Origin of the sequence: Demequina iriomotensis (assembly GCF_000971395.1) — a bacterium.
In the GTDB taxonomy this organism is placed as follows: domain Bacteria; phylum Actinomycetota; class Actinomycetes; order Actinomycetales; family Demequinaceae; genus Demequina; species Demequina iriomotensis.
Genome location: NZ_BBME01000012.1, coordinates 173822 through 200647 on the forward strand (window position 1 = coordinate 173822; position 26826 = coordinate 200647).

Genomic DNA, 26826 nt, shown 5'->3' on the forward strand with positions numbered 1-26826 from the left:
GACATACGGGCTCGTGCCGACCCGCATGTCGGACGAGGAACCCGGCGGACCGCCATGCGGGCCCGGCCCGGGTGTCGCTCAGTACGTGCGCGCCGGGGTCTCCACGTGGGCCTCGAGCTCCTCGAGTGGCAGCGGCGCGCGACGCGCGACAGTCGTGCGGTACCAGTACGCCGAGTCCTTCCAGCGGCGCTCCTGGGTGTCGTAGTCGACGCGCACGATGCCGAAGCGCTTCGCGTACCCCTGCGCCCACTCGAAGTTGTCCATGAGGCTCCACGCCATGTAGCCGCGGACGTCGGCGCCCTCGGCGATCGCGGTCGCGACGGCGGCGATGTGGTCGTGGAGGTAGCTGACGCGCTCGGCGTCGCGGACGCGGCCGTCCTCGCCCTGCACGTCGTCCCACGCGCCGCCGTTCTCCGTCACGTAGAGGGGCTTCCCCGTCTCGCGGTGGATCTTCATGAGGTGCGCGTGGAGCGCGCCGGGATCGGTGTTCCACCCCATCGCGGTGAGCTTGCCGGGCGGGGTCATGAACTCGATCTGCTCGTCACCGGGCCACGGGGAGTTCGCCCCCGCCTTGTGGCCGTCCGCGAGCGTCGCGACGTCGGAGGCCGCCGCGGCCTTGTGCGCGTTGTGCCTCACCACATGCGACGCGTAGTAGTTGACGCCGAACCAGTCGACGGCACCCTTCATCTCCGCGAGGTCGCCGTCGTGCACGAAGGACCAGTCGGTGAGGTGCGCGGTGTTGGGCGCGAGGATCGCGGGGTACGTACCCTCGGTGAACGGCTGGTGGAACATCGTGTTGGCGAGCGCGTCGATGTGCGCGCACGCGGCCTGGTCGGCCGGGTTCGACGGGTCCCACGGGCGTGGCGTGTGGGAGTTGTTGACGATGCCGACGCGCAGCTCGGGCCGCACGGCCTTCATCGCGCGGTACGCCCGGGCGTGCGCGAGCAGCAGGTGGTGCGCCGCGGTGAGGCCCTCCGCATCGTCCGCATGCCCGGGCGCGTGCGCGCCCGAGCCGTACCCGACGAAGGAGCTCACCCAGGGCTCGTTGAACGTCGCCCAGGTCTCGACCACGTCGCCGAGCTCCTCCGCCATGCGGGTCGCGTAGACCACGAACGCGTCGACGGTGTCGCGGCTGAGCCAGCCGCCCTTGTCCTCGAGGGCCTGCGGCAGGTCCCAGTGGTAGAGCGTCGCGAGCGGCGTGATGCCCTTCTCGCGCAGGCGCGCCACGAGGCCCCGGTAGAAGGCGATGCCCTCGGGGTTGAACTCCCCCGTGCCCGTCGGCTGCACGCGCGGCCACGAGATCGAGAAGCGGTACGCCTGGAGGCCCAGGTCGACCATCATCTCGATGTCCTGCTCCCACCGGTGGTAGTGGTCGCACGCGACGTCGCCGGTGTCGCCGCCGACGATCTTCTCGGGGGTGTGCGAGAACGTGTCCCAGATCGACGGGCCGCGACCGCCCTCGGTGGCGGCCCCCTCGATCTGGTAGGCGGCCGTGGCCGCGCCGAAGAGGAAATCCTGGGGGAAGGTCATGGACGCGAGCCTAGCCGAAACGATTCGACCCCACCCTCCCCCGGCTGACAGTCGCAACGGACCTTGTCCCGGGTCGCCGGCGTGTCGCGCCCCGCGCGGGCCGACACGCCGCATCGTCCCGGCGAGATCCGTGGGAAGTGTCCAAGCAGGGCGGGGCGGGCTAGAAGAGCCGGTCGCTCAGGTCCTCGTCGCCGCGCATGGCCTCGTAGTCGAGCAGCAGGCAGCGGATGCCGCGGTCCTCCGCGAGGACGCGCGCCTGCGGCTTGATCTCCTGCGCGGCGAAGACGCCCTGCACGGGCGCGAGCAGCGGGTCGCGGTTCATCAGCTCGAGGTAGCGGGTGAGCTGCTCGACGCCGTCGATCTCGCCGCGGCGCTTGATCTCGACGGCGACCGAACCGCCCGCGGAGTCCTTCGCGAGGATGTCCACGGGCCCGATCGCGGTCATGTACTCGCGGCGCACCAGCGTGTGACCGTCCCCGAGCAGCGCGATCTGGGCCGCCAGCAGCTCCTGGAGGTGCGCCTCGACGCCGTCCTTGATGAGGCCGGGGTCCACACCGAGCTCGTGCTCGGTGTCGGACAGGACCTCGTGGAGGTCGATCTCGAGGCGGTCGTCGGTCTTGTCGTGCTGGACCACCCACACCTCGGTGACCCCGCGCTCCGCGGCCTCCTCCGTGACGGAGGAGGACCGCAGAGTGCACGGCGGGCTCATCCAGTTGAGCGGCTTGTAGGAGCCGCCGTCCGAATGCAGCAGGACCGAGCCATCGGCCTTGACCATGATGGCGCGGGTCGCGAGGGGCAGATGCGCCGAGAGCCGCCCGGTGTACCGGGCCGCGCAGCGCGCGATCACCACTCGCATCAGGAAGCGGCCGGGGCCGTCTCCTCGGCGGGCACGGCGGGCTCGACCACGACCGTGACGACGTCACGGTCGAAGGACACGAAGCCCGACGAGATGGCGAACTCGGCGTCGCCGTCGGCCCCGCCACGCACCCGCACCGTGCCCGCGCGCAGCACGGACAGCACGGGCTCGTGGCCGGTGAGGAGGCCGATCTCGCCCTCCACGGTGGGCGCGACGAGGCGCTCCGCCGTCCCCGACCAGAGGACCCGGTCGGGGGCGACGACGTCGACGGTGAGAGGACCGGCCATGATCAGCCGATCTCCTTCTGGATGCGCGCCCAGTTCTTCTCGAGGTCCTCGAGACCACCGATGTTGAAGAACGCCTGCTCCGAGATGTGGTCGTACTTGCCGTTGACCAGGCCCGAGAAGGCCTCGACGGTCTCGGTCAGCGGGACCGTGGAGCCGGCGACACCCGTGAACTGGGTCGCCATGTACGTGTTCTGCGAGAGGAACTGCTGGATCTTGCGCGCACGCGCGACGATGATCTTGTCCTCCTCGGAGAGCTCGTCCACACCGAGGATCGCGATGATGTCCTGCAGCTCCTTGTTGCGCTGGAGGATCGACTTCACGGCGTTGGCCGTGTCGTAGTGGTCGCGGCCCACGTAGCGGGGGTCGAGGATGCGCGAGGTCGACGTCAGCGGGTCCACCGCGGGGTACAGGCCGCGCGAGGCGATCTCACGCGACAGCTCCGTGGTCGCGTCGAGGTGCGCGAACGTGGTGGCCGGCGCCGGGTCGGTGTAGTCGTCCGCGGGCACGTAGATCGCCTGCAGCGAGGTGATCGAGTGGCCACGGGTCGAGGTGATGCGCTCCTGGAGCTGGCCCATCTCGTCCGCCAGGTTGGGCTGGTAGCCCACCGCGGAGGGCATGCGGCCGAGCAGCGTCGACACCTCGGAGCCCGCCTGCGTGAAGCGGAAGATGTTGTCGATGAACAGCAGCACGTCCTGCTTCTGGACGTCGCGGAAGTACTCCGCCATGGTCAGCGCCGACAGCGCGACGCGCAGACGCGTGCCCGGCGGCTCGTCCATCTGGCCGAAGACCAGGGCGGTCTGGTTGATGACGCCCGACTCGGTCATCTCCTCGATGAGGTCGTTGCCCTCACGGGTGCGCTCGCCGACGCCGGCGAACACCGACACACCGTTGTGGTTGTTGGCGACGCGGTAGATCATCTCCTGGATGAGGACGGTCTTGCCGACGCCCGCACCACCGAAGAGGCCGATCTTTCCACCCTGCACGTACGGGGTGAGGAGATCGATGACCTTGATGCCGGTCTCGAACATCTGGGTCTTCGACTCGAGCTGGTCGAAGGCGGGAGCCTTGCGGTGGATGGGCCAGGTCTCGGTGACCTCGACCTTCTCCCCCTCCTTCGCGTTGAGGACCTCGCCGGTCACGTTGAACACGTGGCCCTTGGTCACGTCGCCGACGGGCACCGAGATGGGCGCGCCGGTGTCGGTGACCTCGGCGCCGCGCACCAGGCCGTCGGTCGGCTTGAGGGCGATGGCACGGACCATGTTGTCGCCCAGGTGCTGAGCGACCTCGAGGGTCATGTGGAGCACGCCCTCGGACTCGCCCTGCGCGGACAGGTCGATGTCGACCGTGAGCGCGTTGTAGATGTCAGGGATCGCGTCGGCCGGGAACTCGATGTCGACGACCGGGCCGACGACGCGCGACACGCGACCGACGACGGGCGCGTCCGCGGCCTGGGCCGGGGTGGTCTCTGCGGTGGTGGTCATGGGAATCTCGCTTCCGGTCACGAGGCCGCGAGCGCATCGGCGCCCGAGACGATCTCGCTGATTTCCTGGGTGATCTCTGCCTGACGCGCCTGGTTGGCGAGTCGGGTGTAGTTGCGGATGATGTCCTCGGCGTTCGAGGTGGCGGTGTTCATCGCACGCTGGCGGCTCGCGAGCTCGGAGGCCGCGCAGTGCAGCAGGCTGCTGAAGATGCGCGACTCGATGTAGCGCGGCAGCAGCGCGTCGAGCACCAGCTCGGGCGACGGCTCGAAGTCGTACAGCGGCTCGAGCTCGCCCTCCTCGGTCTCCTCGACGCCCTCGACGATCTCGAGCGGGAGGAGGCGGAGCACCATGGCCTGCTGCGTCACCATCGAGACGAAGCGCGTGCCGACGATGTAGATCTCGTCGACGCCGCCGTCCTCCTTGGACGCCTGGAAGCGCTCGAAGAGCGCCTTGGCCATCTCGCGTGCGGTCTCGCGGTCCGGAGCGTCCGACGCACCGGTCCACTGACCCGCGATCTCGCGCCTGCGGAACGAGTAGTACGAGACGGCACGGCGACCGGCGGCGAACTGCACGATCTCCTTGCCGTCCGCCTGAAGGCGTCCGCGCAGGCGCTCGGCCTCACGGATGACGTTCGCCGAGTAGGCGCCCGCCATGCCGCGGTCCGCGCTGATGACCAGCACGGCCGCGCGGCCGGTGTCCGTCCGCGGGGTCGTCAGCGGGTGGTCGACGCTCGAGTGCGCCGCCACCGCGCTGATCGAGCGCGTGATGGCCCGCGCGTACGGGGTGGCCTGCTCCACACGGAGTCTGGCCTTCCCGATGCGCGAGGCCGCGATGAGCTCCATCGCGCGGAAGATCTTCTTGAGCGAGCTGGTCGCCCTGATCCTCTGCCGATAGACGCGCTGCTGTCCGGCCATCGGTTACTTCTTCTCCGCGACGATGCGCTCCTGCTCGACGTCGACACCCTCGCCGTCGTCGACCGTCGAGTCCGTGGTGAGCGCGACGCCCTCACCCTGGAGGAAGGTCGAGACGAAGTCGTCGACGTGCGTGTGCAGCGCGGACTCGTTGTCGTCCGAGAGCTGGCCCGTCGTCGCGATGTCGTCGAGGATCGACGTGTGGCGGCGCAGGTGGTCGAGCAGCTCGCGCTCGAAGCGCAGCACGTCGCCCACGGCGATCTTGTCGAGCTTGCCCTTGGTGCCGGCCCACACGGACACGACCTGCTCCTCGACCGGGAACGGCGAGTACTGGGGCTGCTTGAGCAGCTCCATGAGGCGCGCGCCACGGGTGAGCTGCTGGCGCGACGCGGCGTCGAGGTCGGACGCGAACATCGCGAACGCCTCGAGCGAGCGGTACTGCGCGAGCTCGAGCTTGAGCGTGCCGGAGACCTTCTTCATGGCCTTGACCTGCGCCGAGCCGCCCACGCGGGACACCGAGATGCCGACGTCCACGGCGGGACGCTGGTTGGCGTTGAACAGGTCCGACTGGAGGAAGATCTGGCCGTCGGTGATGGAGATGACGTTGGTCGGGATGTAGGCCGAGACGTCGTTCGCCTTGGTCTCGATGACCGGCAGACCCGTCATCGAGCCCGCGCCCATGTCGTCCGACAGCTTCGCGCAACGCTCCAGCAGGCGGCTGTGCAGGTAGAACACGTCGCCGGGGTACGCCTCGCGGCCCGGCGGGCGACGCAGCAGCAGCGACACCGCACGGTAGGCCTCGGCCTGCTTCGACAGGTCGTCGAAGATGATGAGGACGTGCTTGCCGTCGTACATCCAGTGCTGGCCGATGGCCGAGCCGGTGTAGGGCGCGAGGTACTTGAAGCCGGCCGGGTCGGACGCGGGGGCCGCGACGATGGTCGTGTACTCGAGCGCGCCGGCCTCCTCGAGGGCGCCGCGCACCGAGGCGATGGTCGAGCCCTTCTGGCCGATGGCGACGTAGATGCAGCGGACCTGCTTGGTCGGGTCGCCGGTCTCCCAGTTCGCCTTCTGGTTGATGATCGTGTCGATCGCGATCGCGGTCTTGCCGGTCTGGCGGTCGCCGATGATCAGCTGGCGCTGACCGCGGCCGATCGGGATCATCGCGTCGATCGCCTTGAGGCCCGTCTGGAGGGGCTCGTGCACCGACTTGCGCTGCATGACGCCGGGCGCCTGGAGCTCGAGGGCGCGACGCGCCTCGGTCTCGATCTCGCCCAGGCCGTCGATCGGGTTGCCCAGCGGGTCGACCACGCGACCCAGGTACCCGTCGCCCACGGCGACCGAGAGCACCTCGCCGGTGCGCTGGACCGTCTGGCCCTCCTCGATGCCGGTGAACTCGCCGAGCACCACGACGCCGATCTCGCGGACGTCGAGGTTGAGCGCGAGGCCGAGCGTGCCGTCCTCGAAGCGCAGCAGCTCGTTGGCCATGCACCCGGGCAGTCCCTCGACCTGCGCGATGCCGTCGGCCGCGAGCGTCACGCGGCCGACCTCGTCGACCACGGCGCCCTTCGGCTCGTAGGACTTCACGTAGCTGTCGAGTGCAGCCCGGATCTCGTCGGGGCTGATCGTCAACTCTGCCATGCCATCTCTCCTGTCAGTACCGCCGTGGCGGCCAATGGTGCGTCGGGCTTAACCGACGAGTCGTCGTCGTGCTTCGTCGAGCCGGGACAGGACGGTGCCGTCCACGACCTCATGCCCGACCTGGACTCGGATGCCGCCCAGGACCTCGGGGTCCACGGCGACGTTGATCGTGACCTCGCGGCCGTACGCCTCCGTCAGCAGCGACGCGAGACGCGTGCGCTGCGCGGCGCTGAGCTCCACCGCCGCGGTGACGTGCGCGAGGACCCGGTCGCGGTGCTCCGCTGCGGCCTCGAGCAGGCGCTCGATCGCCGGCAGCAGGCGGTGCCCGCGGGGCACACCCACCACGCGGCGCAGCAGCGCCTCGGTGGTCGGGAGCAGCTTGCCCCCGAGCACGCCCTCGAGCAGCGCGAGACGCGCCTCCTTGGTCGCGGAGCGGTTGCCGAGCGCGGTGAGGAGCTCGCGGTCGCCCGCGATCGCCCGCTCCGCGCGGAACAGCTGCTCCTCGACGTCGTCGAGCGTGCCCGCCTCGGCCGAGTACGCGAAGATCGCACGCTCGCCCGCATCGTCGATCGCGTCGGCGAGGTCGTCCTCGTCCGACCACCGCGCGCCGGCGAACGCCGCGAGGGCGTCAACGGCACGAGGGTCGTACGCGGCGAAGAGCTGGCGCGCGAGCGCGCCCTTCGCCTCGGACGAACGCGCCGGGTCCGTGAGCGCACGGCGGAGCGAAGCCGACTCGTCGAGCACGTCGACCGCCGCGAAGAGCTGCTCCGCGAGGACGATGCCGTCCTTGCGGTTCGCCGCCATCATGGGGGCCAGCTCACGCAGCACCGCGTCGCGCGACACCTGGCTCGTTCCACGCATGCGCTTAGCCCTTCGCCTTGACCGTCGACTCGAGGTCGTCGAGGAAGCTGTCGATCACGCGCTGCTGACGTGCGTCGTCGGCGAGCGACTCGCCCACGATGCGCGACGCGAGCTCGGTCGCCAGCGAGCCGACCTCCGAGCGCAGCGAGACGACCGCCTGGTGGCGCTCCGCCTCGATCTGGCGCTGGGCCGTCTCGACGATGCGCTCCGAGTCCGTGCCGGCACGACGACGCGCCTCGGCGAGGATCTGGGCGGCCTCGACGCGCGCGTCCTCGCGGATGCGTGCGGCCTCGGCGCGAGCCTCGGTGAGCTGAGCCGTGTACTCCTCGAGGGCGGCGGCGGCCTCGGCCTGAGCCTTCTCGGCCTTCTCGATGCCGCCCTGGATGAGCTCGGCGCGCTCGTCGAGCACCTTCTGCAGCGTGGGGAGGATCTTCTTCACGAACACCACGACGATGATGGTGAAGATGACGATCGACCACAGCAGGTCGTACGGCTCGGGCAGGATGATGTTCTGCGTCGTCTCCGCGCCGTGCTCCTCCGCCGCTGCGAGCAGAGTCTGAGCGATCATCACGTGAAGAGGAAGCCGGTGATCAGACCGAGGAGCGCGAGCACCTCGACGAACGCGACACCGATGAACATCGTGGTGCGCAGCTGGCCCGAGACCTCAGGCTGGCGCGCCATGCCCTCGATGGTCTTGCCGATCAGGATGCCGAGGCCGATGCCCGGGCCCACGGCGGCGAGACCGTAGCCGATGGTCGCGACGTTGCCGGAGACCTCAGCAAGAGTGGTGGTGTCCACTGTGTGTTTCCTTCCGTTGGTACGAGGCCGGTCGTGGCCCCGCAGGCTTGTTAGTGCTCCTCCTCCAGCGCCATGTTCAGGTACACGGCGGAGAGCATGGTGAAGACGTACGCCTGGAGGAGGGCGACGAAGATCTCGAACAGCACGAAGCCGAAGCCGGCCGCGAAGGTGACCGCGCTCATCGCCTTCATGGCGCCGGCGGCGGCGAAGAAGAAGTACTGGGTGGCCGCGAAGCACAGCACCAGCAGCAGGTGGCCGGCGATCATGTTCGCCGCGAGTCGCAGCGCGAGCGTCGCCGGGCGCAGGATGAACACCTGCAGGAACTCGATCGGCGTCAGCAGGATGTAGATCGGCTTCGGCACGCCCGGCGGGAACAGCGAGTTCTTGAGGTACCCGCCCAGCCCGTGCTTCTTGACGCCCTGGCCCAGGTAGAGCAGGTAGACCCAGAACGCCATGAACAGCGGCAGGCCGATGAGCGACGTGCTCGCGATGTTGAGGAACGGGATCACACCCGTGATGTTGAAGAACACGATCGCGAGGAACAGCGTCGTGAGGAACGGCAGGAACCGCTTGCCCTCGTGCCCCATGACGGGCTCGACGATCTGGTCCTTGACGAAGTCGAGCATGAACTCGATCGCGCCCTGGAAGCGGCCCGGGACCACCTTGGCGCGCGCGGCGACGATCCAGAAGATCGTGATGAGCGCGACCGCCGCGATCACGCGGATGAGCATGATGCGGTTGAACTCGTAGATGGTGCCGTCGCCGAAGATGGCGGGCGGGAAGAACTCCGCGATGGACGGGGCGTGGAAGCCGTCCGAGCTGAACATCTGCTGGATGTAGCTCTTGGACTCTCCCGAGTCGGCGGCTTCAGCGCTGACGACCGCGGCCAGTAGGTTCCCCACGAAGTCTCCTGTGCGATGGCTTCTTGGGCGCGGACCAGTGTCCGGCGCCGTTGACTGGCCGCTAGCCTAACGCATCCGACCGGGGACTATGTACCCGGATCGGCGTACGGAATGCGAGCTTTGCGCAACGTGGCGACGTCCACCACCAGCGATGCCACGATGCCCGTCACGGCGGTCGCCGCGAATGCCCCGCGATGGAACGATTCGACCCCCTGGAGCACCAGCAGGGCGATGATGATGACCAGCATCTTGCCCAGCCACGAGAACGCCACGATGCCCGCCATGACGTGCGGCGGCTTGCGGTGCCCGACCAGCATCGCGGCCTGCGTCGGGATGGCGCCGAGCGCTGCGACGGCCGCGCCCACGAGCGCCGCGACGGCGCCGGCGGTGCCGGCGAGCGCCCACGCTACGCCCGCGCCGATGGCGCCGATCGCCACGACGATGACGGTGGTGAGCCGGATGGCCCGGCGGTAGAGCGCCTCCTCGGCGGTCATGACTCGTTCTCCTTGGTCGGGGACGATGCGGCGGCCGGGTGGTCCTCCCGCGCCTCGGCGGCATGGCGGCCCTCGGGCGTGACGCGCTGGAGCGCGAAGATCGCGTGACCGAGCCGTCGCCACTGCCGCGAGAAGAACCGCGCGAGCCGCGGCGAGAAGGTGATGGCCGCCGCCGCGACGATGCCCGCGGCCGTGACCGCGATCGCGCCTCCCGGCGGCAGGAACACCACGGACACGGTGCCGAACGACAGCACGCCGGTCCAGATGTAGAGCACCGTGACGGCCCAGCGGTGCGAGTGCCCGCGCCGCAGCAGCAGGTGGTGGAGGTGGTGCTTGTCCGGCGCGAACGGGGAGTCGCCGCGCGCCGTGCGTCTGACCACGGCGGCCGTCATGTCGACCAGCGGGACCGCGAGCACCATGATCGGCAGCAGGATCGGGATGAAGGCGGGCACGCGTTCGCGCTCCGAGACCACGGCGGGGTCGATCTGCCCGGTGACGATGATCGCGGCGGCGGCGAGCATGAGGCCCAGCACCATGGCGCCCGAGTCGCCCATGAAGATGCGCGCGGGATGCACGTTGTGCGGCAGGAAGCCCAGGCACGCCCCCACCAGGACCGCGACCACGATCGTCGCGAGCGAGGAGTAGTCCCCCGGCGAGGCCGAGCGCGCGAGCATGTACGAGTACGTGAAGAACGCGAGGCCGCCGATCGCGATCATGCCCGCGGCGAGGCCGTCGAGCCCGTCGACGAAGTTGACGGCGTTCATCGCGATCACCACGACGAACACCGTGGCGATGAGCGACACGTACGAGCTGCCGATGGTGACGCCGGCGATGGGCACCGTGACCAGCTGCACGCCGCCCGACGCGACCACCACCCCCGCGAGGAACTGGCCGGCGAGCTTCGCCATCCAGTCGAGGTCCCAGATGTCGTCGATCATGCCGAGCGCGCACACGATCGCCGCGCCGCCCAGCACCGCCCACGCCTCGCGCCCCGCGTCGAACACCGGGGAGAGGAACGGGATGGCGGAGGCGACCGTGACGGCCGTCGCGATCCCCAGGAAGATCGCCACCCCGCCGAGGCGCGGGATCGGGGTGGTGTGGACGTCACGCGCACGGACCGCGGTGATGGCTCCGACGCGGAAGGCGAGGTGACGCGCCGCCGGCGTCGCGACGTAGGCCACGAGCGCCGCGATCGCCATGAGCGTCAGGTAGACCTTCACCCGGCGTCACCTGCGACGGCGTCCTCCCCCACGATCTCGACGATGCGCTCGCGGGAGATCCCACCCTGGCGGACGATGCGCAGCCTGTCGCCCGTCGCGTCGACGATGGTGGAGGCGACCCCGAGCGGGCTGTCACCCGCGTCGAGGTAGACGGCGACCGCGTCGCCCAGCTGGACCCGCGCATCGTCCGCCGTGGTCGCGGCGGGTTCGCCGGTCCGGTTGGCGCTCGTGACCGCGAGCGGGCCGGTGCGCGCGAGGAGCGCGAGCGCGGCCGCGTGGTCCGGGACCCGGAGCGCGACGGTGCCGTGCGTGTCGCCCAGGTCCCAGGCGAGGGACAGCTGCGCGTTGACGATGACGGTGAGGGCGCCGGGCCAGCACGCGTCCATGAGCAGGCGCGCCGAGTCGGGCACCTCGCGCGCGAGTCCGTCGACGGTCCGCGCGTTCGGGATGAGCACGGGCGGCGGCATCTGGCGCCCGCGCCCCTTGGCGGCGAGCAGGCCGGCCACGGCCGGCGGGCTGAAGGCGTCGGCCCCCACGCCGTAGACGGTGTCGGTGGGCAGGCAGATGACGGCGCCGCGGTTGACCGCGTCGACGGCGGCGTCGAGCGACGGCCCCCAGGTGGCGGGGTCGTGGACGGGCAGGATCACGCGGCCAGTCTCTCAGACGCCCACGCGCGTCGCGACGAGCATGCGGTCGCGTCCCGTGAGATCGGTGAGCGTGCGGACGTCGGACCACCACTCGGAGGACTCGGCGTAGGCGCGCAGCGCCGGGCCCTGCTCGTCCCCGTGCTCCATCACCACGACGCCGCCCACGCGCAGCAGCCGCTGCGCCTCGTCGAGGATCGCGCGCGGCACGTCGAGCCCGTCGTCCCCCAGGCCGTACAGCGCCTGCGGCGGGTCGTGCTCGGCGACCTCGGGATCGCGGGGCACGGCGGCGGTCGGGACGTACGGCGGGTTGGTGACCACCACATCGGCGCACGAGTCGAACTGGCGCAGGCAGTTGCGCGCGTCGCCGTAGACCGAGCGCAGCCGGCTGCGGACGTCCGCGGGCTGGGCGCGCGCGTTGAGGCGCAGGTAGACCAGCGCCTCCTCGCTCGCCTCGACCATCGCGACCTCGGCCTCGGGGATCTCGGTGGCGATCGAGATGCCGAGCGCGCCGGAGCCGGCGCACAGGTCGGTGACGCGCACCGAGCCGCGCATCTCGAGCGCCTCACGGGCCGCGGCGATCGCGACGCCCGCGACCACCTCGGTCTCGGGGCGCGGGACGAAGACTCCGGGGCCCACCTGCAGCTCGAGCGAGCGGAAGTACGCCTTGCCGGTGATGTGCTGGAGCGGCTCGCGGTCCACGCGGCGCGTCACGCGCGCCTCGAGGAGGTCGAGGTCGGCGCCGTCGGGCCACTCGTCGTCGCGCGCGGCGGCGGTGCGGATGTAGCTCGGCTCGAGGCCGAGCGTGTGCGCGATCAGCACGATCGCATCGTGCTGCGGCGAGGGGACGCCGGCCTCGGCGAGGCGTCGGGTGGTGTCGCGCAGGCGCGCGCCTACGGTGGGCACGGTCGGAGTCTACGGCGTCGGTCGGTTACTCGGAGGCCGAGAGCCGGGCCGCCTCGTCCGCATCGATCGCGGACTGGATGACGGGCTGGAGGTCCCCCGCGAGCACGTGGTCGAGGTTGTACGCCTTGTACCCCGTGCGGTGGTCCGCGATGCGGTTCTCGGGGAAGTTGTACGTGCGGATGCGCTCCGAGCGGTCGACCGTATGGATCTGCGACTTGCGCATGTCCTGGGCCTCGGCCTCGGCGGCCTCCTTCTGCGCGGCGAGCAGGCGGGCGCGCAGGATGCGCAGCGCGGACTCCTTGTTCTGGAGCTGGCTCTTCTCGTTCTGGCAGCTCACCACGATGCCCGTGGGGAGGTGCGTGAGGCGCACCGCGGAGTCCGTGGTGTTGACCGACTGGCCGCCGGGGCCCGACGAGCGGTACACGTCGACGCGCACCTCGTTCATGTCGATCTCGATCTCGGAGACCTCCTCGACCTCCGGGTACACCAGCACGCCTGCGGCCGAGGTGTGGATGCGGCCCTGCGACTCGGTGGCGGGAACGCGCTGCACGCGGTGCACCCCGCCCTCGTACTTGAGCTGGGCCCACACGCCGTCCTCGGGCTCGACCGTGCCGCGCGCCTTCACGGCGACGGACACGTCCTTGTACCCGCCCATGTCGGTGTGCACGGCCTCGAGGACCTCGGCCTTCCAGCCCTTGGTCTCCGCGAACTTGAGGTACATCTTCAGCAGGTCGCCCGCGAACAGCGCGGACTCCTCGCCGCCCTCACCGGACTTGATCTCGAGGATCACGTCGCGCGCATCGTCGGGATCGCGCGGGATGAGGATGCGCCGGAGGTGCTCGGTGGCCTCCTCGACGGCGCCCTCGAGGGCCGGGATCTCCTCGGCCATCTCGGGGTCGAGGTCCGCCAGCTCCCGGGCGGCCTCGAGATCGTTCTGGGCGCTCTCCCAGGCACGATGCGCGGCGACGACGCGGCCGAGCTCCGCGAAGCGACGCCCGAGCGTGCGCGCCCGCGCCCCGTCGGCATGCACCGCGGGGTCGGCGAGCTGTCGCTCGATGTCGGCGTACTCGTCCAGCATCGGCTGAACGGCTGCGAAGGCTTCGGCCACGTCGTCGCGCGGGTGAAGCGGGTTACTTCTTGTTGCCGTAGCGGCGCTCGAAGCGCGCCACGCGGCCACCGGTGTCCATGATCTTCTGCTTGCCCGTGTAGAACGGGTGGCAAGCCGAGCAGACCTCGACGCTGATCGCGCCGGACGTCACGGTGGACTTGGTCTCGAACGTGTTACCGCAGGTGCACGTGACAGTGGTGGTCACGTACTCGGGGTGGATGTCCTTCTTCATGATCTCCCTTAGTTCGCCACCGGGTCCCGCACGTCTCTCGCGCAGGTGAACCGGCAACCTGGGACCCCGTCCGCAGGCGGGGCCAACAGACAATTGTGCCATGCCTGTCAAGCGGGCCTTCGCGTCCCAGGTCCTGCCGCATCGTCGCCCGTCGGATGCGCTCACGCAACCACGCTCCATGCCACCAACGCGCTCGGCGCCTCGCCCCACGCCCTCGGCGCCCCGCCCCACGCGCTCGGCGCCTCGCCCCACGCCCTCGGCGCGCCGCCCCACGCCCTCCGCGCGCTGCGAGGTGCTCAGTGCTCATTGCGGCGCGATTCGAGCACTGAGCACCTCGCGGGGCGATCACCCGGCGACAGCACCTCAGCGCGACGGCACCGGTCGCGGTCCCGCGTCGCACGCCAACCCGCACCGAGCGCCCCGGTCTCCACAGCACCCGGTGGACCCGCCGCCTTCCACAGATCCCGTCATGCCGTCGACGGTAGGGGACGCCCATGCGTCTACTGATGGCATGCGACTGCCGTCCGACCCTCCTCCACCCCCGGCGACGCTCGCGGGCTTCCTCGCCTCGAGCCCGCACGCCTACCCCCGCGACCAGCTGGTGCGTCGGTGGTCTCGGCGCCAGTTGGACAACGCGACCCGCGACCGCCTCGTGGTGCGCCTGCTCACGGGGGTGTACTGCGGCGCCGCTTACGCGCGTGACCTGGTGGTGCGCGCCGAGGCGCTGCACCTGTGGCAACCCCGCGGCGTGGTGACAGGCGCGACCGCTCTTCACCTGTACGACCGATCCCTGCCCGCACCCGACCGCATCGACCTCGTCGTCCCGCATGGCCAGCGGCTCGCGGTGCCGGCCTGGGTCCGGCTGCACCAGTGCGGCCCGAGCCGATCGACGATCGACGCGAGCGGCGTCGCGAGCGTCCCGATGCCGCGGGCGCTCCTGGATGCGTGGCGCCACGCGCCGCAGATCGACCGACGCGACGTCCTTTGGGAACCGCTGTGGAGACGCGTGTGCACGTGGCGCCAGCTCCGGGGTGAGCTCGAGCGCACGGCACGCGTGGCCGGGCGCCGGGACCTCGAGCGGGTGCTGGGCTGGTTCGCGGAAGGAGCGACCACACCGCTCGAGGTCAGGGCCAGGCACGAGACCTTCGCGGGCGCACGCTTCCGCGACTTCGAGTGGCAGGTCCCTCTCGTACTCCCGAGCCGCCGGGCAGTCCCCGACATGCTGCATCGTCGTGCCAAGGTCGCGGTCGAGCTCGACGGCGACCGCTACCACTCGACCCGCGAGGCCCGCAACGCGGACCGTGAGCGACGGACCGACCTCGCTGCCGCCGGATACGCGGTCGTGGGCTTCGGCTGGACCGACGTCACGGAGCGGCCCGCGTGGTGCCGCGAGCGCCTGCTCGCGGTGGTGGCGAGCCGCCTCGGCGCGCCATGAGGTGCTCAGTGCTCATTGCGGCGCGAATCGGGCACTCAACACCTCGCAGGATGGGCGCGACATCACCGTGGACGTTCACGGGCGCTTCCGGCATGAGGGGGTATGAAGGCACCACGGATGAACGACATCGACGACCTCCTCGCGCGCTCCGCGCCTCCGTCCACGCCGGAGGGACCCGCGCTCGAGGCAGTGCTCGCCGCGCTCGTCGACGAGGCGCGCGGCCTCTCGGCGCCCCCGCGCCGACGGCGACGGCGCGCGCTCTGGGCCGGCGCGGCGGCCGCGATCGTCGGCGTCGGCGGTGCGACCGCGTACGCGACGGGAGCGCTGAGCTCCGACGCCTGGGGGCAGCTGACCGACGACGCCGAGGCCGAGGCCGTCCGCATCGAGTGGCTCACCACGCTCCCCGACGGCACCACCTGCGTCGAGCGCCTCACGGGCATCGGGCTGGACGATGCGCAGGTCGCCGCGATCGCGACCGCTCTGGCCGACTCGGAGCGCCTGCTCGAGCTCGACGGCGGCGCCGTGCGCGGCGAGTTCCTCTCGCGGTACGACGGCGACGCGGACCTGCAGGCCATGGCGGACAGGGACACGTGGGCGGGATGGATCGATGCGGCCTACGCCGCGGTCGCGGAGATGGACGTCCCCGCGGGACGCGGCGGCCTCCCCGACGACGAGCTCGGCGTGGTCCCACCCGGTGTGGGGAACGAGGTCTTCCTCCACGCGTCGATGCGCATCGTCCTTGACGGGCTCACGGCCCAGGGCATCGACGCGATGGCGCTCGTGACCCCCGAGACCGCATGCGAGGCGGGCGCGTGAGCGCCGCGGACCGCCGTCTCTCCGAGGCCATGCGCGAGCACGGCGGGGACCTGCTGCGCTACCTGCAGCGCCGGTCCCCCGACGCGGCGGCCGACCTGCTCGGCGAGACCATGCTGGTGGCATGGCGGCGCAGGGACGACGCGCCCTCGGCGACGGACCAGCTGCGGCCGTGGCTGTTCGGCGTCGCGCGCATGCGCCTCCGCGGCCACCGGAGGGACGAGGCACGTCGGTTCCGCCTCGCGGAGCGCGTCGCCGCGCTCGCGCCGATCCCGACCGAGCCCGACGACGCGCTCGCGCTGGACGTGCGTGCCGCGATCGCCGGTCTGCCGGAGCCCCAGCGCGAGCTCGTCGAGCTGGTCCACTGGGAGGGGCTGTCCCTCGCGGACGCCGCCGCGGTGGTCGGGACCAACCCCTCCACCGCCCGCTCGCGCTATGCCAAGGCGAGAGCGACGCTCGAGGCCGCCCTCGCATCGTCCGCCCGCGCCTAGCACGACGCCCCGCGAGGTGCTCGGCGCCCGATCCGATACGGTTCGGGCGCTGAGCACCTCACGGGGCGCTGAGGCGGCGGGGGTGGGAGGCGCTACTTCTCCTCGTCCATCCCCGGCGTGGTCTTGGCGACCTGCATGAGGAACTCAGCGTTGGTCTTGTTCTCCTTGAGGCGGCCCAGGAGCAGCTCGATGGCCTGCTGCTGCTCGAGACCCGTGAGGACGCGGCGCAGCTTCCACATGATCTTGAGCTCGTCCGCGCCCATGAGGATCTCCTCGCGGCGCGTGCCCGACGCGTTGACGTCGACGGCCGGGAAGATGCGGCGGTCGGCGAGCGTGCGCGAGAGCTTGAGCTCCATGTTGCCGGTGCCCTTGAACTCCTCGAAGATCACCTCGTCGGCCTTCGATCCCGTCTCCACCAGCGCGGTCGCGAGGATGGTGAGCGAGCCGCCGTTCTCGATGTTGCGCGCGGCGCCGAAGAAGCGCTTGGGCGGGTACAGCGCCGACGAGTCGACACCGCCCGAGAGGATGCGTCCCGAGGCGGGCGCGGAGATGTTGTAGGCACGGCCCAGGCGGGTGATCGAGTCGAGCAGCACCACCACGTCGTGGCCCATCTCGACCAGGCGCTTGGCACGCTCGATCGCGAGCTCGGCGACCGTGGTGTGGTCGTCGGCGGGGCGGTCGAAGGTCGAGGCGATGACCTCGCCCTTGACCGTGCGCTGCATGTCGGTGACCTCCTCGGGGCGCTCGTCGACGAGCACGACCATGAGGTGGACCTCGGGGTTGTTGGTGACGATCGCGTTCGCGATCGACTGCAGCACCAGGGTCTTGCCGGCCTTCGGCGGAGACACGATGAGGCCGCGCTGGCCCTTGCCGATCGGCGCCACGAGGTCGATGACGCGGTTGGTCATGTTGCGCGGCTCGGTCTCGAGGTGCAGGCGCTGCTGCGGGTACAGCGGCGTGAGGTCGCCGAACGCGGGCCGGTTGCGGGCCTCGTCGGCCGCGAGGCCGTTGACCTTGTCGACGCCCGCGAGGGCGTTGAACTTCTGGCGCTGACCGCGCTCGCCGGGGCGGGGCGGGCGCACGGTGCCGGTGATCGCGTCGCCCTTGCGCAGGCCGTACTTCTTGATCTGGTTCATCGACACGTACACGTCCGACTTGCCGGGCAGGTAGCCGGTGGTGCGGATGAACGCGTAGTTGTCGAGGATGTCGACGATGCCGCCGACCGGGGTCAGCTCCTCGTCGTCCCGGACGTCGTCCTCGTCGTGCTGCGGGGTCTGGACGGTGGGCTCGACGCCGTCACGCCCGCGCCCGCGGCCACGGCCACGGCCGCGGCGACGGCGGCCGCCGCGCTCGTCGTCATCGAGCGCCTGGCCCTGCTGCTGACGGCCCTGCTGACGCTGGCCGCCCTGCTCGTCGGCGTCGGCGTCCTCGCCCTGCTCGCGATCGCCGCGGGGAAGGTCGAGGCTGACGGCCTCCTTCGCCCGGCGGGCGCGGTCGTCGTCGCCGTCGCGCTGCGGGCGGTCGCCCGAGCGCTCCGTGCCGAGGGCGAGATCGAGCGCCACGGCCTCCTTGGCGCGACGCGCACGCGTCGCGGCGTCCTCGTCGGCCGGCGCGGTCGCCTCGGCGGCCTGCGGCGCGGACTGCGGGGACGATGCACGGCGCGAGCCGCGCGCGGCGCGCGGCGCCCGGGGCGCCTCGGCCTTCTCGGCGGGGGCCTCGGCCGGAGCGGCCTTGTCGGCGGGCTTGTCGGCGGCGGGCGCGGACGCCTGCTCCTTCGCCGGCACCACCCCGCCGTTCTTGATCGCCTCGACCAGGTCCTTCTTGCGCATGCGCGCGGTTCCGGAGACGCCGAGCTCGGCGGCGAGCGCCTGAAGCTGGGCGAGCTTCATCGCGGAGAGGGTGGCGGTCTGGTCGGGCGCCACGGTCGTGTCTGTCACGTAAGTTCCCTTCATCGCACGAGCCCCTGTGGCTCCAGAAGTGCGAGATCATCCACGTGGGTACGGCTGACCAAGACATCATCGTCAGACGCCTGCAACATGGATTGCGCTCCCCGGGGCGACGTGCGCCTTCCGGTGGAAGCGCGACCAGGTTACCATCGCGCGCCTCCGCGACACAATCACCCCTGGTGAGCGCGCGTGTACGTGATCGGCGCGCCGTCGCGATCCTTCCTGTTGCCGACTGCCGCGCACCGGCCTAGCCTGCGGAAGGGGGCGCCGCCCGCGCGCCGGTCGACCGAAGGAGAGCGCCATGATCGGACCCGTCGAGATCGTCACCATCGGCTTCGCGGAGGGGCGCTTCGACGGCTCCATCCTCCCGGAGATCAAGAGCCTCGTCGACGCCGGCACGATCGCGATCGTCGACGCCGTGATCGTGCGCAAGGGCGAGGACGGCGATGTCGAGATCATCGAGGTCGAGCAGCTGACCGAGGACGCGGACGTCACGGCGCTCGGCGACCTCATCGACCGCTACGACGGCCTGCTCAACGACGAGGACGCCGAGACCCTCGCTGAGCAGCTGCCGCCGGGCGCGGTCGCGGCGATCCTGTGCTTCGAGCACACCTGGGTGGTGCCGCTCCGCGACGCGATCATGGCCGCGGGCGGCGAGCTGCTCGACACCGTGCGCGTGCCGGGGCCCGTGGTGCAGGAGGTCCTCGACGCGGTCCGCGCCGAGGCGTAGGGAGGAGAGGGACGATGCGCAGGATGGGACGGCCGGGACTCATCGGCACGATGGCGCGGACGGCGGTCATCGCCGGCACCGCGCAGGCGGTGGGCGGCAACGTGTCGCGGCGCCAGAACCAGCGGTGGGCCGCCAAGGAGCAGCAGGCGCAGGCCGAGCAGTACGCGGTCGAGCAGCAGGCCTACCAGCAGCAGCAGTCGCAGGCCCAGATGGCGGCGATGCAGGCGGAACTCGCGCAGCTCCAGCAGGCGCCGCAGGTCGCCGCCGCCCCGGCCGCCGGCGGCGGCGACCTCATGGCCGAGCTGCAGAAGCTCGCGCAGATGAAGGAGGCGGGCATCCTGTCCGACGCGGAGTTCGCGGCGGCCAAGGCGAAGCTCCTCGGTTGAACGGAACCGCGTCGACCCCGCGCGAGTCGCGGTGGGGGGCCAGGCTCAACTCCGTCGACTACATGCGCGAGGCCGTGCTGTTCGACGGCTCGCGCGTGCGGGCGCAGTACACGCGCTTCTGGCTGCTGCTCATCCTCGCGTCGGTGATCGCGACCGCTGGCGTGGTCGCCGACTCCACGGCGACCGTCATCGGCGCCATGATCGTCGCGCCCCTCATGCGTCCCATCCAGGGCACCATGCTCTCGACCGTGCTGGGCGACCACCGCAACCTCGTGCGGTCGGTGTCGACCATGGTCGCGGGCGCGGCGGCGGCCATCGGCGTGGGGTTCGTCATCGGGCTCATCGTCATCCAGCCCATCACCGCGGCGACCAACGGCCAGGTGGCTGGCCGCGTGTCCCCGGGGGTGGTCGACCTCCTCGCCGCGCTCGCCACCGGGGTGGTCGGCTCGATCGCGCTGCTGCGCTCCGACATCTCGGACACCCTGCCGGGTGTGGCGATCGCGATCTCCCTGGTGCCGCCCCTCACGGTCGTGGGCCTCACGATGGAGTCGGGCGCGTGGTCCCAGGCCGCGGGAGCGCTGCTGCTCTTCCTCACCAACGTCGCGGCGATCCTCGCGACCGGCTCCGTGGTGATGGCGATCTACGGCTTCGCCAACGTGCGCATCGAGCTCGCGGAGGACAAGGAGGCGGAGCGACGCCGTCGCGCCCGCGCCTACCTCACGACCATCGTGCTGCTGCTCGTCGTCGCCGTGCCCCTCGCCTACTCGACCGCGCAGACCATCGAGTCGCGCTCGCGCATGGGCCGCGTCACGACGTTCGTCGACGAGGCGACCGAGGGCACCCGCTGGGATCTCGTGTCGATCACCCCGCGCGAGGGCGGGAGGATCCACGTCATCGTCAAGGGCGAGCCGCCCCTGCCCGACATGGGTCAGGTCTACGACGCCATGGCCGCCGATGGCCTGGACACGTCGCTCATCGAGGTCGAGCTGGTGCCCACGTACACGTTCGACGCCGAGCACCTCGACGCCCCAACGAGCTGACCACGCTGACAGTTGCAACGGATTTCACGTCGACACCCCGTGGCGCGACGGTGAAAACGGTGCGACACGCCGACAACCCGGGACCAACTCCGTTGCAGGTGTCAGAGGGGGTCGGGCGGGGGCGGGCGGGGTCGGGCGGGATCGCGGCGTCGCGCTCCCGGGATGCACGAAGGGGACGATGCCCGGGTACGGTACCCGCGCATCGTCCCCTTCGCTTCGGGACCGGTCAGACCTGCTCGCCCGCGTGCGCGGGACCCTCCGGGTGCGGCACCGACGGGTCGTCGAACACCGTCGCGAGCTCGCCCGTGGTCGGGTCGACCGGGTCGATCGGCGGCTCGACGTCCTCAAGGGGCGCCGCGAACTGGGCCTCGTAGAGCCGTGCGTACGCGCCCTTGGCCCTGAGGAGCTGCTCGTGGTTCCCCTGCTCGACGATGCTGCCGTTCTCCATCACCAGGATGAGGTCGGCGTCGCGGATGGTCGACAGGCGGTGCGCGATGACGAACGCGGTGCGGTCCTTGCGCAGGTCCGCCATGGCGCGCTGGACCAGCAGCTCGGTGCGGGTGTCCACCGACGAGGTCGCCTCGTCGAGGATGAGCACCTGCGGCTGGGCGACGAACGCACGCGCGATGGTGACCAGCTGGCGCTCGCCCGCCGAGAGGTTGGTCGCGTCGTCGTCGAGGACCGTGTCGTAGCCGTCGGGCAGCGAGTGCACGAACCGGTCGACGTACGCGGCCTTGGCGGCGGCGAGGATCTCCTCCTCCGTCGCGTCCGTGCGGCCGTACGCGATGTTGTCGCGGATGGTGCCGCCGAACAGCCACGTGTCCTGGAGCACCATGCCCGTGCGGGAGCGCAGGTCCGCGCGGGTCATCGCGGCGGTGTCCGTGCCGTCGAGCGTGATGCGACCGCTCGTGAGCTCGTAGAACCGCATGACCAGGTTGACGAGCGTGGTCTTGCCCGCGCCCGTGGGTCCCACGATCGCGACCGTGCGGCCCGGCTCGACCACCAGGTCGAGGTTGTCGATGAGCGGCTTGTCCTCGACGTAGCGGAAGGAGACGTCTTCGAACACGAGCCGCCCGTGGTCGTCCGTGGGGCTCTGGGCCGGCTCCGGATCGGCGCCCTGCTCCTCGGCGTCGAGCAGCTCGAACACGCGCTCGGCGCTCGCCACGCCCGACTGCAGCAGGTTCGCCATCGAGCCGAGCTGGCTCACGGGCTGCTGGAACTGCCGGGAGTACTGGATGAAGGCCTGGACGTCGCCGAGCGTCATCGTGCCGTTCGCGACCCGGAGCCCGCCGACGACCGCGATCGCCACGTACACGAGGTTCCCGATGAACATCGCCGACGGCATGATGATCCCCGAGATGAACTGCGCGCCGAAGCTCGCCTCGTAGAGCTCCTCGTTCTTGCGCGCGAACTCCTCGCGCGACTCGCGGCCGCGGCCGAAGACCTTGACGAGCGTGTGCCCGGTGTAGGCCTCCTCGATCTGCGAGTTGAGGTCGCCCGTGTGCTTCCACTGCGCGACGAACTTGGGCTGCGACCGCTTCGCGACCAGCGCGACGATCACCGTGGTGAGCGGGATCGAGATGAGCGCGACGAGCGCGAGCCCCCACGAGATCGAGAACATCATGATGAGGATGCCGATCACGGTGAGCACCGACGTGAAGATCTGGCTCAGCGTCTGCTGGAAGGTCTGCGCGATGTTGTCGATGTCGTTGGTGACGCGGCTGAGCAGGTCACCGCGCTGGTGACGGTCGAAGTAGCTGAGCGGCAGCCGGTGGATCTTGTCCTCGACCTCCTGCCGCAGCCGGTACATCGTGCGCTGGGTCACGCCGTTGAGGATGAAGCCCTGGAGCAGGCCCAGCACGGTGGAGCCGATGTAGATGACGACCACCCAGAGCAGGATGCCGTGGAGCTTCGGGAAGTCGACGCCTACCGCGAGGAAGCCCTCGAAGATGACGGTGGTCGCGTTGCCGAGGATCTTGGGACCCACGACGGACAGCGCGACGGAGCCGACGCCGAGGATCGCGACGACCACGACGAGCAGGATCTCGGGCTTGAGCAGCCCCGCGAGGCGCTTGCCGGACTCGGCGAAGTTGCCGGCCTTCTCGCCGGGCGCCCCCATGCCGGGGCCGCCGGGGCCGTGCTGGCGCTGAGGCGGGCGCGGGGCGTCCCGCTTCGTCTCGGTGGCGTTGTCGCTCATCCGGCCACCTCCTCGGCTCGCAGCTGGGTACTGACGATCTCCTGGTAGGTGGGCGAGGTCTCGAGCAGCTGGGCATGGGTGCCGCGGTCGACGATGCGCCCGTCCTCCATCACGAGGATGAGGTCCGCGTCGACGATGCTCGAGACGCGCTGCGCCACGACGATCACGGTCGCGTCGGTGACCTCGCGGTCGAGCGCGGCCCGCAGGCGCGCGTCGGTCGCGGTATCGAGCGCCGAGAACGAGTCGTCGAAGATCAGGACGTCGGGCTGGCGCACGAGGGCGCGCGCGATGCTGAGCCGCTGGCGCTGCCCGCCCGAGACTGTGGTGCCGCCCTGGGCCACCGGGGTGTCGAGCCCGTCGGGCATCGCGCGGACGAAGTCCTCGCCCTGCGCGATCGCGAGCGCCTCCCACAGCTCCTGGTCCGTCGCCTCCTCGCGCCCGTAGCGGAGGTTGGAGCCCACGGTGCCGGCGAACAGGTACGGGCGCTGGGGCACCAGGCCGATGCGGGACCACAGGGACTCGAGGTCCGCCCTGCGGACGTCGAGCCCGCCGACGGTCACCGACCCCGCGGTCACGTCGTGGAGGCGCGGGATGAGGCTGATGAGCGTGGTCTTGCCCGCGCCCGTCGACCCGATGATCGCGGTGGTGGTGCCGCGCCGCGCGGTGAACGAGATGTCCGACAGCACCGGCTGCTCGGCACCCGGGTACGTGAAGGTCACCTTGTCGAAGACCACCTCGCCGGTCGAGGGGACCTGGGCCGCCGCATCGTCCCCCCGCACCGTGCTCTCGGTGCTGAGGACCTCGCCGATGCGATCGGCGGCGACCGCGGCGCGGGGCACGAGCACGAACAGGAAGGTGGCCATGACGACCGAGAAGAGGATCTGGGCGAGGTAGCTGAGGAACGCGGTGAGCGCGCCCACCTGCATCTCGCCCGAGTCGATGCGGTAGCCGCCGAACCAGATGACCGCCGCCGACCCGGCGTTCACGACGAACAGCACGAGGGGGAACATCGCGGCCATGAGGCGGCCGGCCTTGAGCGCCGACTCCGTGACGAGCGCGTTGGCGTCGGCGAAGCGCGCCTCCTCGACGGGCTCGCGCACGAACGCGCGCACCACGCGGATGCCCGTGAGCTGCTCGCGCAGCACGCGGTTGATGCCGTCGATGCGGACCTGCATGCGCCGGAAGTGCGGCACCATGCGCCACACGATGAGGAGCACGATGATGATGAGCGCCGGGATCGCGACCGCCATGATCCAGCTGAGCTCGGGGTCCTGGTCGATCGCGAGCGCGATGCCGCCGATGAGGGTGAACGGCGTGGTCATGAACATCGTGCACGTCATCACCACGAGCATCTGCACCTGCTGCACGTCGTTGGTGGTGCGGGTGATGAGCGACGGCGCGCCGAAGCGCTGGACCTCGGCCTCCGAGTAGGTGGCGACCCGGCCGAAGACGTCCCGCCGCAGGTCGCGGCCGACCCGCATCGCGAGCTTGGCGCCGAAGTACACGGCCGCGATGGTGCACACGAGGCCGAGCAGCGACAGCGCGAGCATCCAGCCGCCCATGCGCCAGATGTAGTCCGTGTCGCCGGTGGCGACGCCCTTGTCGATGATGTCCGCGTTGAGCGTCGGCAGGTACAGGTTGACGATGGCCTGCGCGCACTGGAAGACGACCACTCCGACGAGCAGCCGCCAGTACGGTCGGACCGAGGAGACGAGGAGCCTCCAGAGCATAGGGATCAGTCCCCTTCCTTGGCGATGCCATGGAGGATGAAGTCGGCGAGCTCGGAGGGGTCCGAGGCCGGGCTGGTGGTCAGGAACGGCATCGTGGTGCCGAACACCAGGATGCGCAGATAGTCGACGGCTGTCGCGATGGGGACGCGGATCCGGTCCCTGTCGGGCTCGAGCAGGCGCTCGACCACGCCGGTGACCTCGCCGAGCGGAGGCTTGCGATGGCCGTGAGCCCCGGGTCCGGCGTGGCGGGCGTGCTCGCGGGGACCGAGCGCCGACATGAAGCGGATCACCCCGGAGACCCGGCTGTGGAGCACGCTCACGATGAGCTCGATCTTGGTCTCGAGGCTGAGCGTCGGGTCGACGTCCTCGAGGAAGCCGCGGATCTCGCTCGGGTCCATGACTTTCGCGATCGCGGCGTCGAGCAGCGCGTCCTTGTCGGCGAAGGCGCGGTAGACGGTGCCTTCGGCGATGCCCGCCGCCTCGGCGATCTCGCGGGTGGTGACCTCGGCGCCGCGCTCGAGGATGAGCGGGATCACGGCATCGACGATGTGCCGGCGGCGCTCCTCGACGGGCATGGGGCGCGCGCGTCGGGTGGTGGTCACCCGACCACGTTAAGTGAGTGAGTACTCACTCCGCAAGTCGACGGCCTCTCCCCGCAGCCGGCGCGCGAACGTCACCGTCGCATCGTCCCCCGCCACCGCCGCGAAACCGACGCGCGGGTAGAACGCCTGGGCACCGGCGTTGGCGCGCTCGGCGACCAGGTGTACGCCGCCGACGCCGCGCTGCGAGAGCAGCGCGCAGGCCGCCTCGATGAGGGCGCGGCCGGCGCCGCGACCCTGCTGATCGGGGAGGAGGTCGATGTGAAGGTGGGCGGGGTAGGCGTCGAGCGCCGGGATCAGCATGCGTGACGGGTCGGCGGCGCTCGGCAGGAGCCACGCGTCGTCCGGCGTGCGCGCCGATCGCCGCGCCCCGACGCGCGGCCACCAGACCCGCACGAACCAGTCCTGGAACTCCCGCGTGTCCGAGGTCCCGAGGACGTAGCCGCGGACCTCGCCGTCCACGTCCCACACCAGGCAGAACCCGCCGGGTCCGTGGAGGTACGGCGTCGCGTAGACGTCCGCGAGCGCGCCGTCGTCGCCGAACCGTCCCGTCGCATCGTCCCCCTGAGCCCCGGTCAGCAGGCAGATGCGCGCGATCGCATCGCCGTCCCGCGGCTCGGCGGCGCGGATCATGCCGCGCGCTCCTCGCGCCGCTCGACGGCGCGCACGCCAAGGGCGAGCACCATCGCGATGGCGGCGCCCAGGAGGGTGAGGCCGACGCGGTCGAGCGCGGTGTCCCACGCGGCCCCCAGGTCGCCGGCGCCCGCGATGAGCACCGTCGCCACCGCGACGTACGCGCCCGCGGCCCGCCGCGAGCGCACGAGCGCCCACGAGATCCCCGCCAGGAGCGCGAGCCCGGCGAGGACGACGAGGACCCATGCGGGCAGCATCGTGGCGATCACCGCGCCGACGAGCGCGCCGATCAGCGTCCCGGTCACGCGCCCGATCGCGCGCGCCCGCGTCTCCACGTAGCCCGGCACCAGCACCGCGCACAGCGCGACCACCACCCACAGGGCGTTCGGGAGCTCGAGCAGCGTCGCGATCCCGATGGCGAGGCCGGAGCCGATCGCGAGCGTGCCCATGAACGCCCACGTGACCCGGCGTGAGAGCGGCTCCGGGGGGAGGCGGCGGGACAGGGTGAGGCGGGCGACCAGCACCACCGAGGCGGCGCCCGCCATCACGCCGACGGCCGCCTCGCCGGCGCCCAGCGAGGCCGTGCCGGTCCCGGCCGCTGCCACCACCACCGGCGCCGAGCCGATGACGGGCCCGAGCCTGCGCAGGAGCGGCTGCCCCGCCACCGCGGACGCCGCGACGATCATCGCGAGCAGCAGCGGGTCGCCCGCCGCGGTGGTCGCGAGCGCGGCGAGCACCGCCACCACCGCGCCGAATCCCAGCGGGAGCCGCGGATCCTCGGCGCGCAGGGTCACCAGCAGCACGGACAACCCACCGAGCGACGCCGCGACGCCGAGCTCGGGCCCGCCCCACCACGCGGCGAGGAGGCCCACGCCCAGCACCACCGCGACCAGGACGGATGCGGCTCCTAGCGCCTTCGCCGGCGGGAGAAGTCGCGGGACCGTGGCCATGGGACGAG

The 26826-nt window shown here is 71.2% G+C and carries 28 protein-coding genes; 6 read left to right on the forward strand and 22 right to left on the reverse strand.

Going from position 1 to position 26826, the window contains the following annotated elements; all coding sequences use genetic code 11:
* Positions 1 to 78 precede the first annotated feature (78 nt).
* The 16 genes from AOM09_RS07625 to rpmE all read right to left on the reverse strand — a co-directional run bounded on the left by AOM09_RS07625 (position 79) and on the right by rpmE (position 13868).
* Positions 79 to 1530 (reverse strand): glycoside hydrolase family 1 protein, encoded by a 1452-nt coding sequence (locus AOM09_RS07625; RefSeq protein WP_062386347.1) that lies wholly within the window; start codon positions 1528 to 1530, stop codon positions 79 to 81.
* A 160-nt stretch (positions 1531 to 1690) separates the two neighbouring features.
* Positions 1691 to 2386 carry an endonuclease NucS gene (gene nucS, locus AOM09_RS07630; protein WP_062386350.1) on the reverse strand — a complete coding sequence of 232 codons (696 nt, stop codon included), beginning with the start codon at positions 2384 to 2386 and terminating at the stop codon, positions 1691 to 1693.
* Positions 2386 to 2673 (reverse strand): F0F1 ATP synthase subunit epsilon, encoded by a 288-nt coding sequence (locus AOM09_RS07635; RefSeq protein ID WP_062386353.1) that lies wholly within the window; start codon positions 2671 to 2673, stop codon positions 2386 to 2388. The genes nucS and AOM09_RS07635 overlap by 1 nt, the downstream gene beginning before the upstream one ends.
* 2 nt (positions 2674 to 2675) lie before the next feature.
* Positions 2676 to 4154 (reverse strand): F0F1 ATP synthase subunit beta, encoded by a 1479-nt coding sequence (gene atpD, locus AOM09_RS07640; RefSeq protein WP_062386356.1) that lies wholly within the window; start codon positions 4152 to 4154, stop codon positions 2676 to 2678.
* Between the two features lie 17 nt (positions 4155 to 4171).
* Positions 4172 to 5068, reverse strand: a complete 897-nt coding sequence (locus AOM09_RS07645) for a F0F1 ATP synthase subunit gamma (RefSeq protein WP_062386359.1) — start codon at positions 5066 to 5068, stop codon at positions 4172 to 4174.
* Between the two features lie 3 nt (positions 5069 to 5071).
* Positions 5072 to 6703, reverse strand: a complete 1632-nt coding sequence (gene atpA / locus AOM09_RS07650; protein WP_062386364.1) for a F0F1 ATP synthase subunit alpha — start codon at positions 6701 to 6703, stop codon at positions 5072 to 5074.
* 48 nt (positions 6704 to 6751) lie between these two features.
* The gene (locus AOM09_RS07655; protein WP_082098940.1) at positions 6752 to 7564 is read right to left on the reverse strand and encodes a F0F1 ATP synthase subunit delta; all 813 of its coding nucleotides are present in this window, start codon (positions 7562 to 7564) and stop codon (positions 6752 to 6754) included.
* A 4-nt stretch (positions 7565 to 7568) separates the two neighbouring features.
* The gene (locus AOM09_RS07660) at positions 7569 to 8132 is read right to left on the reverse strand and encodes a F0F1 ATP synthase subunit B (RefSeq protein ID WP_062386369.1); all 564 of its coding nucleotides are present in this window, start codon (positions 8130 to 8132) and stop codon (positions 7569 to 7571) included.
* Complete coding sequence (locus AOM09_RS07665; RefSeq protein ID WP_062312262.1) at positions 8132 to 8362, reverse strand: ATP synthase F0 subunit C; 231 nt, start codon at positions 8360 to 8362, stop codon at positions 8132 to 8134. The genes AOM09_RS07660 and AOM09_RS07665 overlap by 1 nt, the downstream gene beginning before the upstream one ends.
* 50 nt (positions 8363 to 8412) lie before the next feature.
* A complete protein-coding gene (atpB, locus tag AOM09_RS07670) occupies positions 8413 to 9264 on the reverse strand; it encodes a F0F1 ATP synthase subunit A (protein WP_369346055.1) in 852 nt (283 codons plus the stop codon).
* An 86-nt stretch (positions 9265 to 9350) separates the two neighbouring features.
* Positions 9351 to 9758: a Cg1360 family ATP-synthase-associated protein gene (locus AOM09_RS07675; RefSeq protein WP_062386373.1), complete on the reverse strand. Its 408-nt coding sequence runs from the start codon at positions 9756 to 9758 to the stop codon at positions 9351 to 9353.
* A complete protein-coding gene (locus tag AOM09_RS07680) occupies positions 9755 to 10978 on the reverse strand; it encodes an MraY family glycosyltransferase (RefSeq protein WP_082098941.1) in 1224 nt (407 codons plus the stop codon). The genes AOM09_RS07675 and AOM09_RS07680 overlap by 4 nt, the downstream gene beginning before the upstream one ends.
* Positions 10975 to 11622, reverse strand: a complete 648-nt coding sequence (locus AOM09_RS07685; RefSeq protein ID WP_156162297.1) for an L-threonylcarbamoyladenylate synthase — start codon at positions 11620 to 11622, stop codon at positions 10975 to 10977. Before AOM09_RS07685 ends, AOM09_RS07680 begins: the two co-directional genes overlap by 4 nt.
* Before the next feature lie 15 nt (positions 11623 to 11637).
* Positions 11638 to 12528, reverse strand: coding sequence for a peptide chain release factor N(5)-glutamine methyltransferase (gene prmC, locus AOM09_RS07690; RefSeq protein ID WP_062386377.1), 891 nt, complete (start codon positions 12526 to 12528; stop codon positions 11638 to 11640).
* Positions 12529 to 12553: 25 nt separating this feature from the next.
* On the reverse strand, positions 12554 to 13636 hold the full coding sequence (prfA, locus tag AOM09_RS07695; protein ID WP_062386380.1) for a peptide chain release factor 1: 1083 nt from the start codon (positions 13634 to 13636) through the stop codon (positions 12554 to 12556).
* Between the two features lie 22 nt (positions 13637 to 13658).
* On the reverse strand, positions 13659 to 13868 hold the full coding sequence (gene rpmE, locus AOM09_RS07700; RefSeq protein ID WP_062386383.1) for a 50S ribosomal protein L31: 210 nt from the start codon (positions 13866 to 13868) through the stop codon (positions 13659 to 13661).
* Between the two features lie 511 nt (positions 13869 to 14379).
* Between rpmE and AOM09_RS07705 the strand changes: the two genes are divergently transcribed.
* The 3 genes from AOM09_RS07705 to AOM09_RS07715 all read left to right on the forward strand — a co-directional run bounded on the left by AOM09_RS07705 (position 14380) and on the right by AOM09_RS07715 (position 16607).
* Positions 14380 to 15303, forward strand: a complete 924-nt coding sequence (locus AOM09_RS07705; protein ID WP_156162288.1) for a DUF559 domain-containing protein — start codon at positions 14380 to 14382, stop codon at positions 15301 to 15303.
* A 117-nt stretch (positions 15304 to 15420) separates the two neighbouring features.
* Complete coding sequence (locus tag AOM09_RS07710) at positions 15421 to 16119, forward strand: hypothetical protein (RefSeq protein ID WP_062386388.1); 699 nt, start codon at positions 15421 to 15423, stop codon at positions 16117 to 16119.
* On the forward strand, positions 16116 to 16607 hold the full coding sequence (locus tag AOM09_RS07715) for an RNA polymerase sigma factor (RefSeq protein ID WP_228375084.1): 492 nt from the start codon (positions 16116 to 16118) through the stop codon (positions 16605 to 16607). The genes AOM09_RS07710 and AOM09_RS07715 overlap by 4 nt, the downstream gene beginning before the upstream one ends.
* 92 nt (positions 16608 to 16699) lie before the next feature.
* On the opposite strand, the gene rho is transcribed toward AOM09_RS07715, so the two are convergent.
* Positions 16700 to 18544, reverse strand: a complete 1845-nt coding sequence (gene rho / locus AOM09_RS07720; protein WP_228375085.1) for a transcription termination factor Rho — start codon at positions 18542 to 18544, stop codon at positions 16700 to 16702.
* A gap of 310 nt (positions 18545 to 18854) precedes the next feature.
* On the opposite strand from rho, the gene AOM09_RS07725 reads away from it, so the two are divergent.
* Genes AOM09_RS07725 through AOM09_RS07735 form a run of 3 tightly spaced genes read left to right on the forward strand, consistent with a single transcriptional unit; the run spans position 18855 to position 20709 of the window.
* Positions 18855 to 19283, forward strand: a complete 429-nt coding sequence (locus tag AOM09_RS07725; protein ID WP_062386399.1) for a DUF6325 family protein — start codon at positions 18855 to 18857, stop codon at positions 19281 to 19283.
* 14 nt (positions 19284 to 19297) lie between these two features.
* Positions 19298 to 19669 (forward strand): SHOCT domain-containing protein, encoded by a 372-nt coding sequence (locus AOM09_RS07730; RefSeq protein WP_369346058.1) that lies wholly within the window; start codon positions 19298 to 19300, stop codon positions 19667 to 19669.
* On the forward strand, positions 19666 to 20709 hold the full coding sequence (locus AOM09_RS07735) for a TIGR00341 family protein (protein ID WP_062386406.1): 1044 nt from the start codon (positions 19666 to 19668) through the stop codon (positions 20707 to 20709). Before AOM09_RS07730 ends, AOM09_RS07735 begins: the two co-directional genes overlap by 4 nt.
* Positions 20710 to 20935: 226 nt before the next feature.
* Here the strand turns inward: AOM09_RS07735 and AOM09_RS07740 are convergent, their stop codons facing one another.
* The 5 genes from AOM09_RS07740 to AOM09_RS07760 are packed head-to-tail and all read right to left on the reverse strand — an operon-like array spanning position 20936 to position 26818.
* The gene (locus tag AOM09_RS07740; RefSeq protein ID WP_082098942.1) at positions 20936 to 22906 is read right to left on the reverse strand and encodes an ABC transporter ATP-binding protein; all 1971 of its coding nucleotides are present in this window, start codon (positions 22904 to 22906) and stop codon (positions 20936 to 20938) included.
* Positions 22903 to 24636 carry an ABC transporter ATP-binding protein gene (locus AOM09_RS07745; RefSeq protein WP_062386409.1) on the reverse strand — a complete coding sequence of 578 codons (1734 nt, stop codon included), beginning with the start codon at positions 24634 to 24636 and terminating at the stop codon, positions 22903 to 22905. Before AOM09_RS07745 ends, AOM09_RS07740 begins: the two co-directional genes overlap by 4 nt.
* A gap of 5 nt (positions 24637 to 24641) precedes the next feature.
* Complete coding sequence (locus tag AOM09_RS07750; protein ID WP_062386412.1) at positions 24642 to 25238, reverse strand: TetR/AcrR family transcriptional regulator; 597 nt, start codon at positions 25236 to 25238, stop codon at positions 24642 to 24644.
* Positions 25239 to 25247: 9 nt separating this feature from the next.
* Entirely contained in the window at positions 25248 to 25868 is a 621-nt protein-coding gene (locus tag AOM09_RS07755; RefSeq protein ID WP_062386414.1) for a GNAT family N-acetyltransferase, read from the reverse strand.
* Positions 25865 to 26818, reverse strand: a complete 954-nt coding sequence (locus AOM09_RS07760; RefSeq protein ID WP_082098943.1) for an FUSC family protein — start codon at positions 26816 to 26818, stop codon at positions 25865 to 25867. The genes AOM09_RS07755 and AOM09_RS07760 overlap by 4 nt, the downstream gene beginning before the upstream one ends.
* Between the last annotated feature and the right edge of the window lie 8 nt (positions 26819 to 26826).

Excerpts from the sequence above, each read along its gene's own strand:
- AOM09_RS07625 (WP_062386347.1), bottom strand. The coding sequence starts at position 1,530 with ATGACCTTCCCCCAGGATTTCCTCTTCGGCGCGGCCACGGCCGCCTAC.
- nucS (WP_062386350.1), bottom strand. The coding sequence starts at position 2,386 with ATGCGAGTGGTGATCGCGCGCTGCGCGGCCCGGTACACCGGGCGGCTC.
- AOM09_RS07635 (WP_062386353.1), bottom strand. The coding sequence starts at position 2,673 with ATGGCCGGTCCTCTCACCGTCGACGTCGTCGCCCCCGACCGGGTCCTC.
- atpD (WP_062386356.1), bottom strand. The coding sequence starts at position 4,154 with ATGACCACCACCGCAGAGACCACCCCGGCCCAGGCCGCGGACGCGCCC.
- AOM09_RS07645 (WP_062386359.1), bottom strand. The coding sequence starts at position 5,068 with ATGGCCGGACAGCAGCGCGTCTATCGGCAGAGGATCAGGGCGACCAGC.
- atpA (WP_062386364.1), bottom strand. The coding sequence starts at position 6,703 with ATGGCAGAGTTGACGATCAGCCCCGACGAGATCCGGGCTGCACTCGAC.
- AOM09_RS07655 (WP_082098940.1), bottom strand. The coding sequence starts at position 7,564 with ATGCGTGGAACGAGCCAGGTGTCGCGCGACGCGGTGCTGCGTGAGCTG.
- AOM09_RS07660 (WP_062386369.1), bottom strand. The coding sequence starts at position 8,132 with ATGATCGCTCAGACTCTGCTCGCAGCGGCGGAGGAGCACGGCGCGGAG.
- AOM09_RS07675 (WP_062386373.1), bottom strand. The coding sequence starts at position 9,758 with ATGACCGCCGAGGAGGCGCTCTACCGCCGGGCCATCCGGCTCACCACC.
- rpmE (WP_062386383.1), bottom strand. The coding sequence starts at position 13,868 with ATGAAGAAGGACATCCACCCCGAGTACGTGACCACCACTGTCACGTGC.
- AOM09_RS07705 (WP_156162288.1), top strand. The coding sequence starts at position 14,380 with ATGCGACTGCCGTCCGACCCTCCTCCACCCCCGGCGACGCTCGCGGGC.
- AOM09_RS07710 (WP_062386388.1), top strand. The coding sequence starts at position 15,421 with ATGAACGACATCGACGACCTCCTCGCGCGCTCCGCGCCTCCGTCCACG.
- AOM09_RS07725 (WP_062386399.1), top strand. The coding sequence starts at position 18,855 with ATGATCGGACCCGTCGAGATCGTCACCATCGGCTTCGCGGAGGGGCGC.
- AOM09_RS07730 (WP_369346058.1), top strand. The coding sequence starts at position 19,298 with ATGCGCAGGATGGGACGGCCGGGACTCATCGGCACGATGGCGCGGACG.
- AOM09_RS07740 (WP_082098942.1), bottom strand. The coding sequence starts at position 22,906 with ATGAGCGACAACGCCACCGAGACGAAGCGGGACGCCCCGCGCCCGCCT.
- AOM09_RS07745 (WP_062386409.1), bottom strand. The coding sequence starts at position 24,636 with ATGCTCTGGAGGCTCCTCGTCTCCTCGGTCCGACCGTACTGGCGGCTG.
- AOM09_RS07755 (WP_062386414.1), bottom strand. The coding sequence starts at position 25,868 with ATGATCCGCGCCGCCGAGCCGCGGGACGGCGATGCGATCGCGCGCATC.
- AOM09_RS07760 (WP_082098943.1), bottom strand. The coding sequence starts at position 26,818 with ATGGCCACGGTCCCGCGACTTCTCCCGCCGGCGAAGGCGCTAGGAGCC.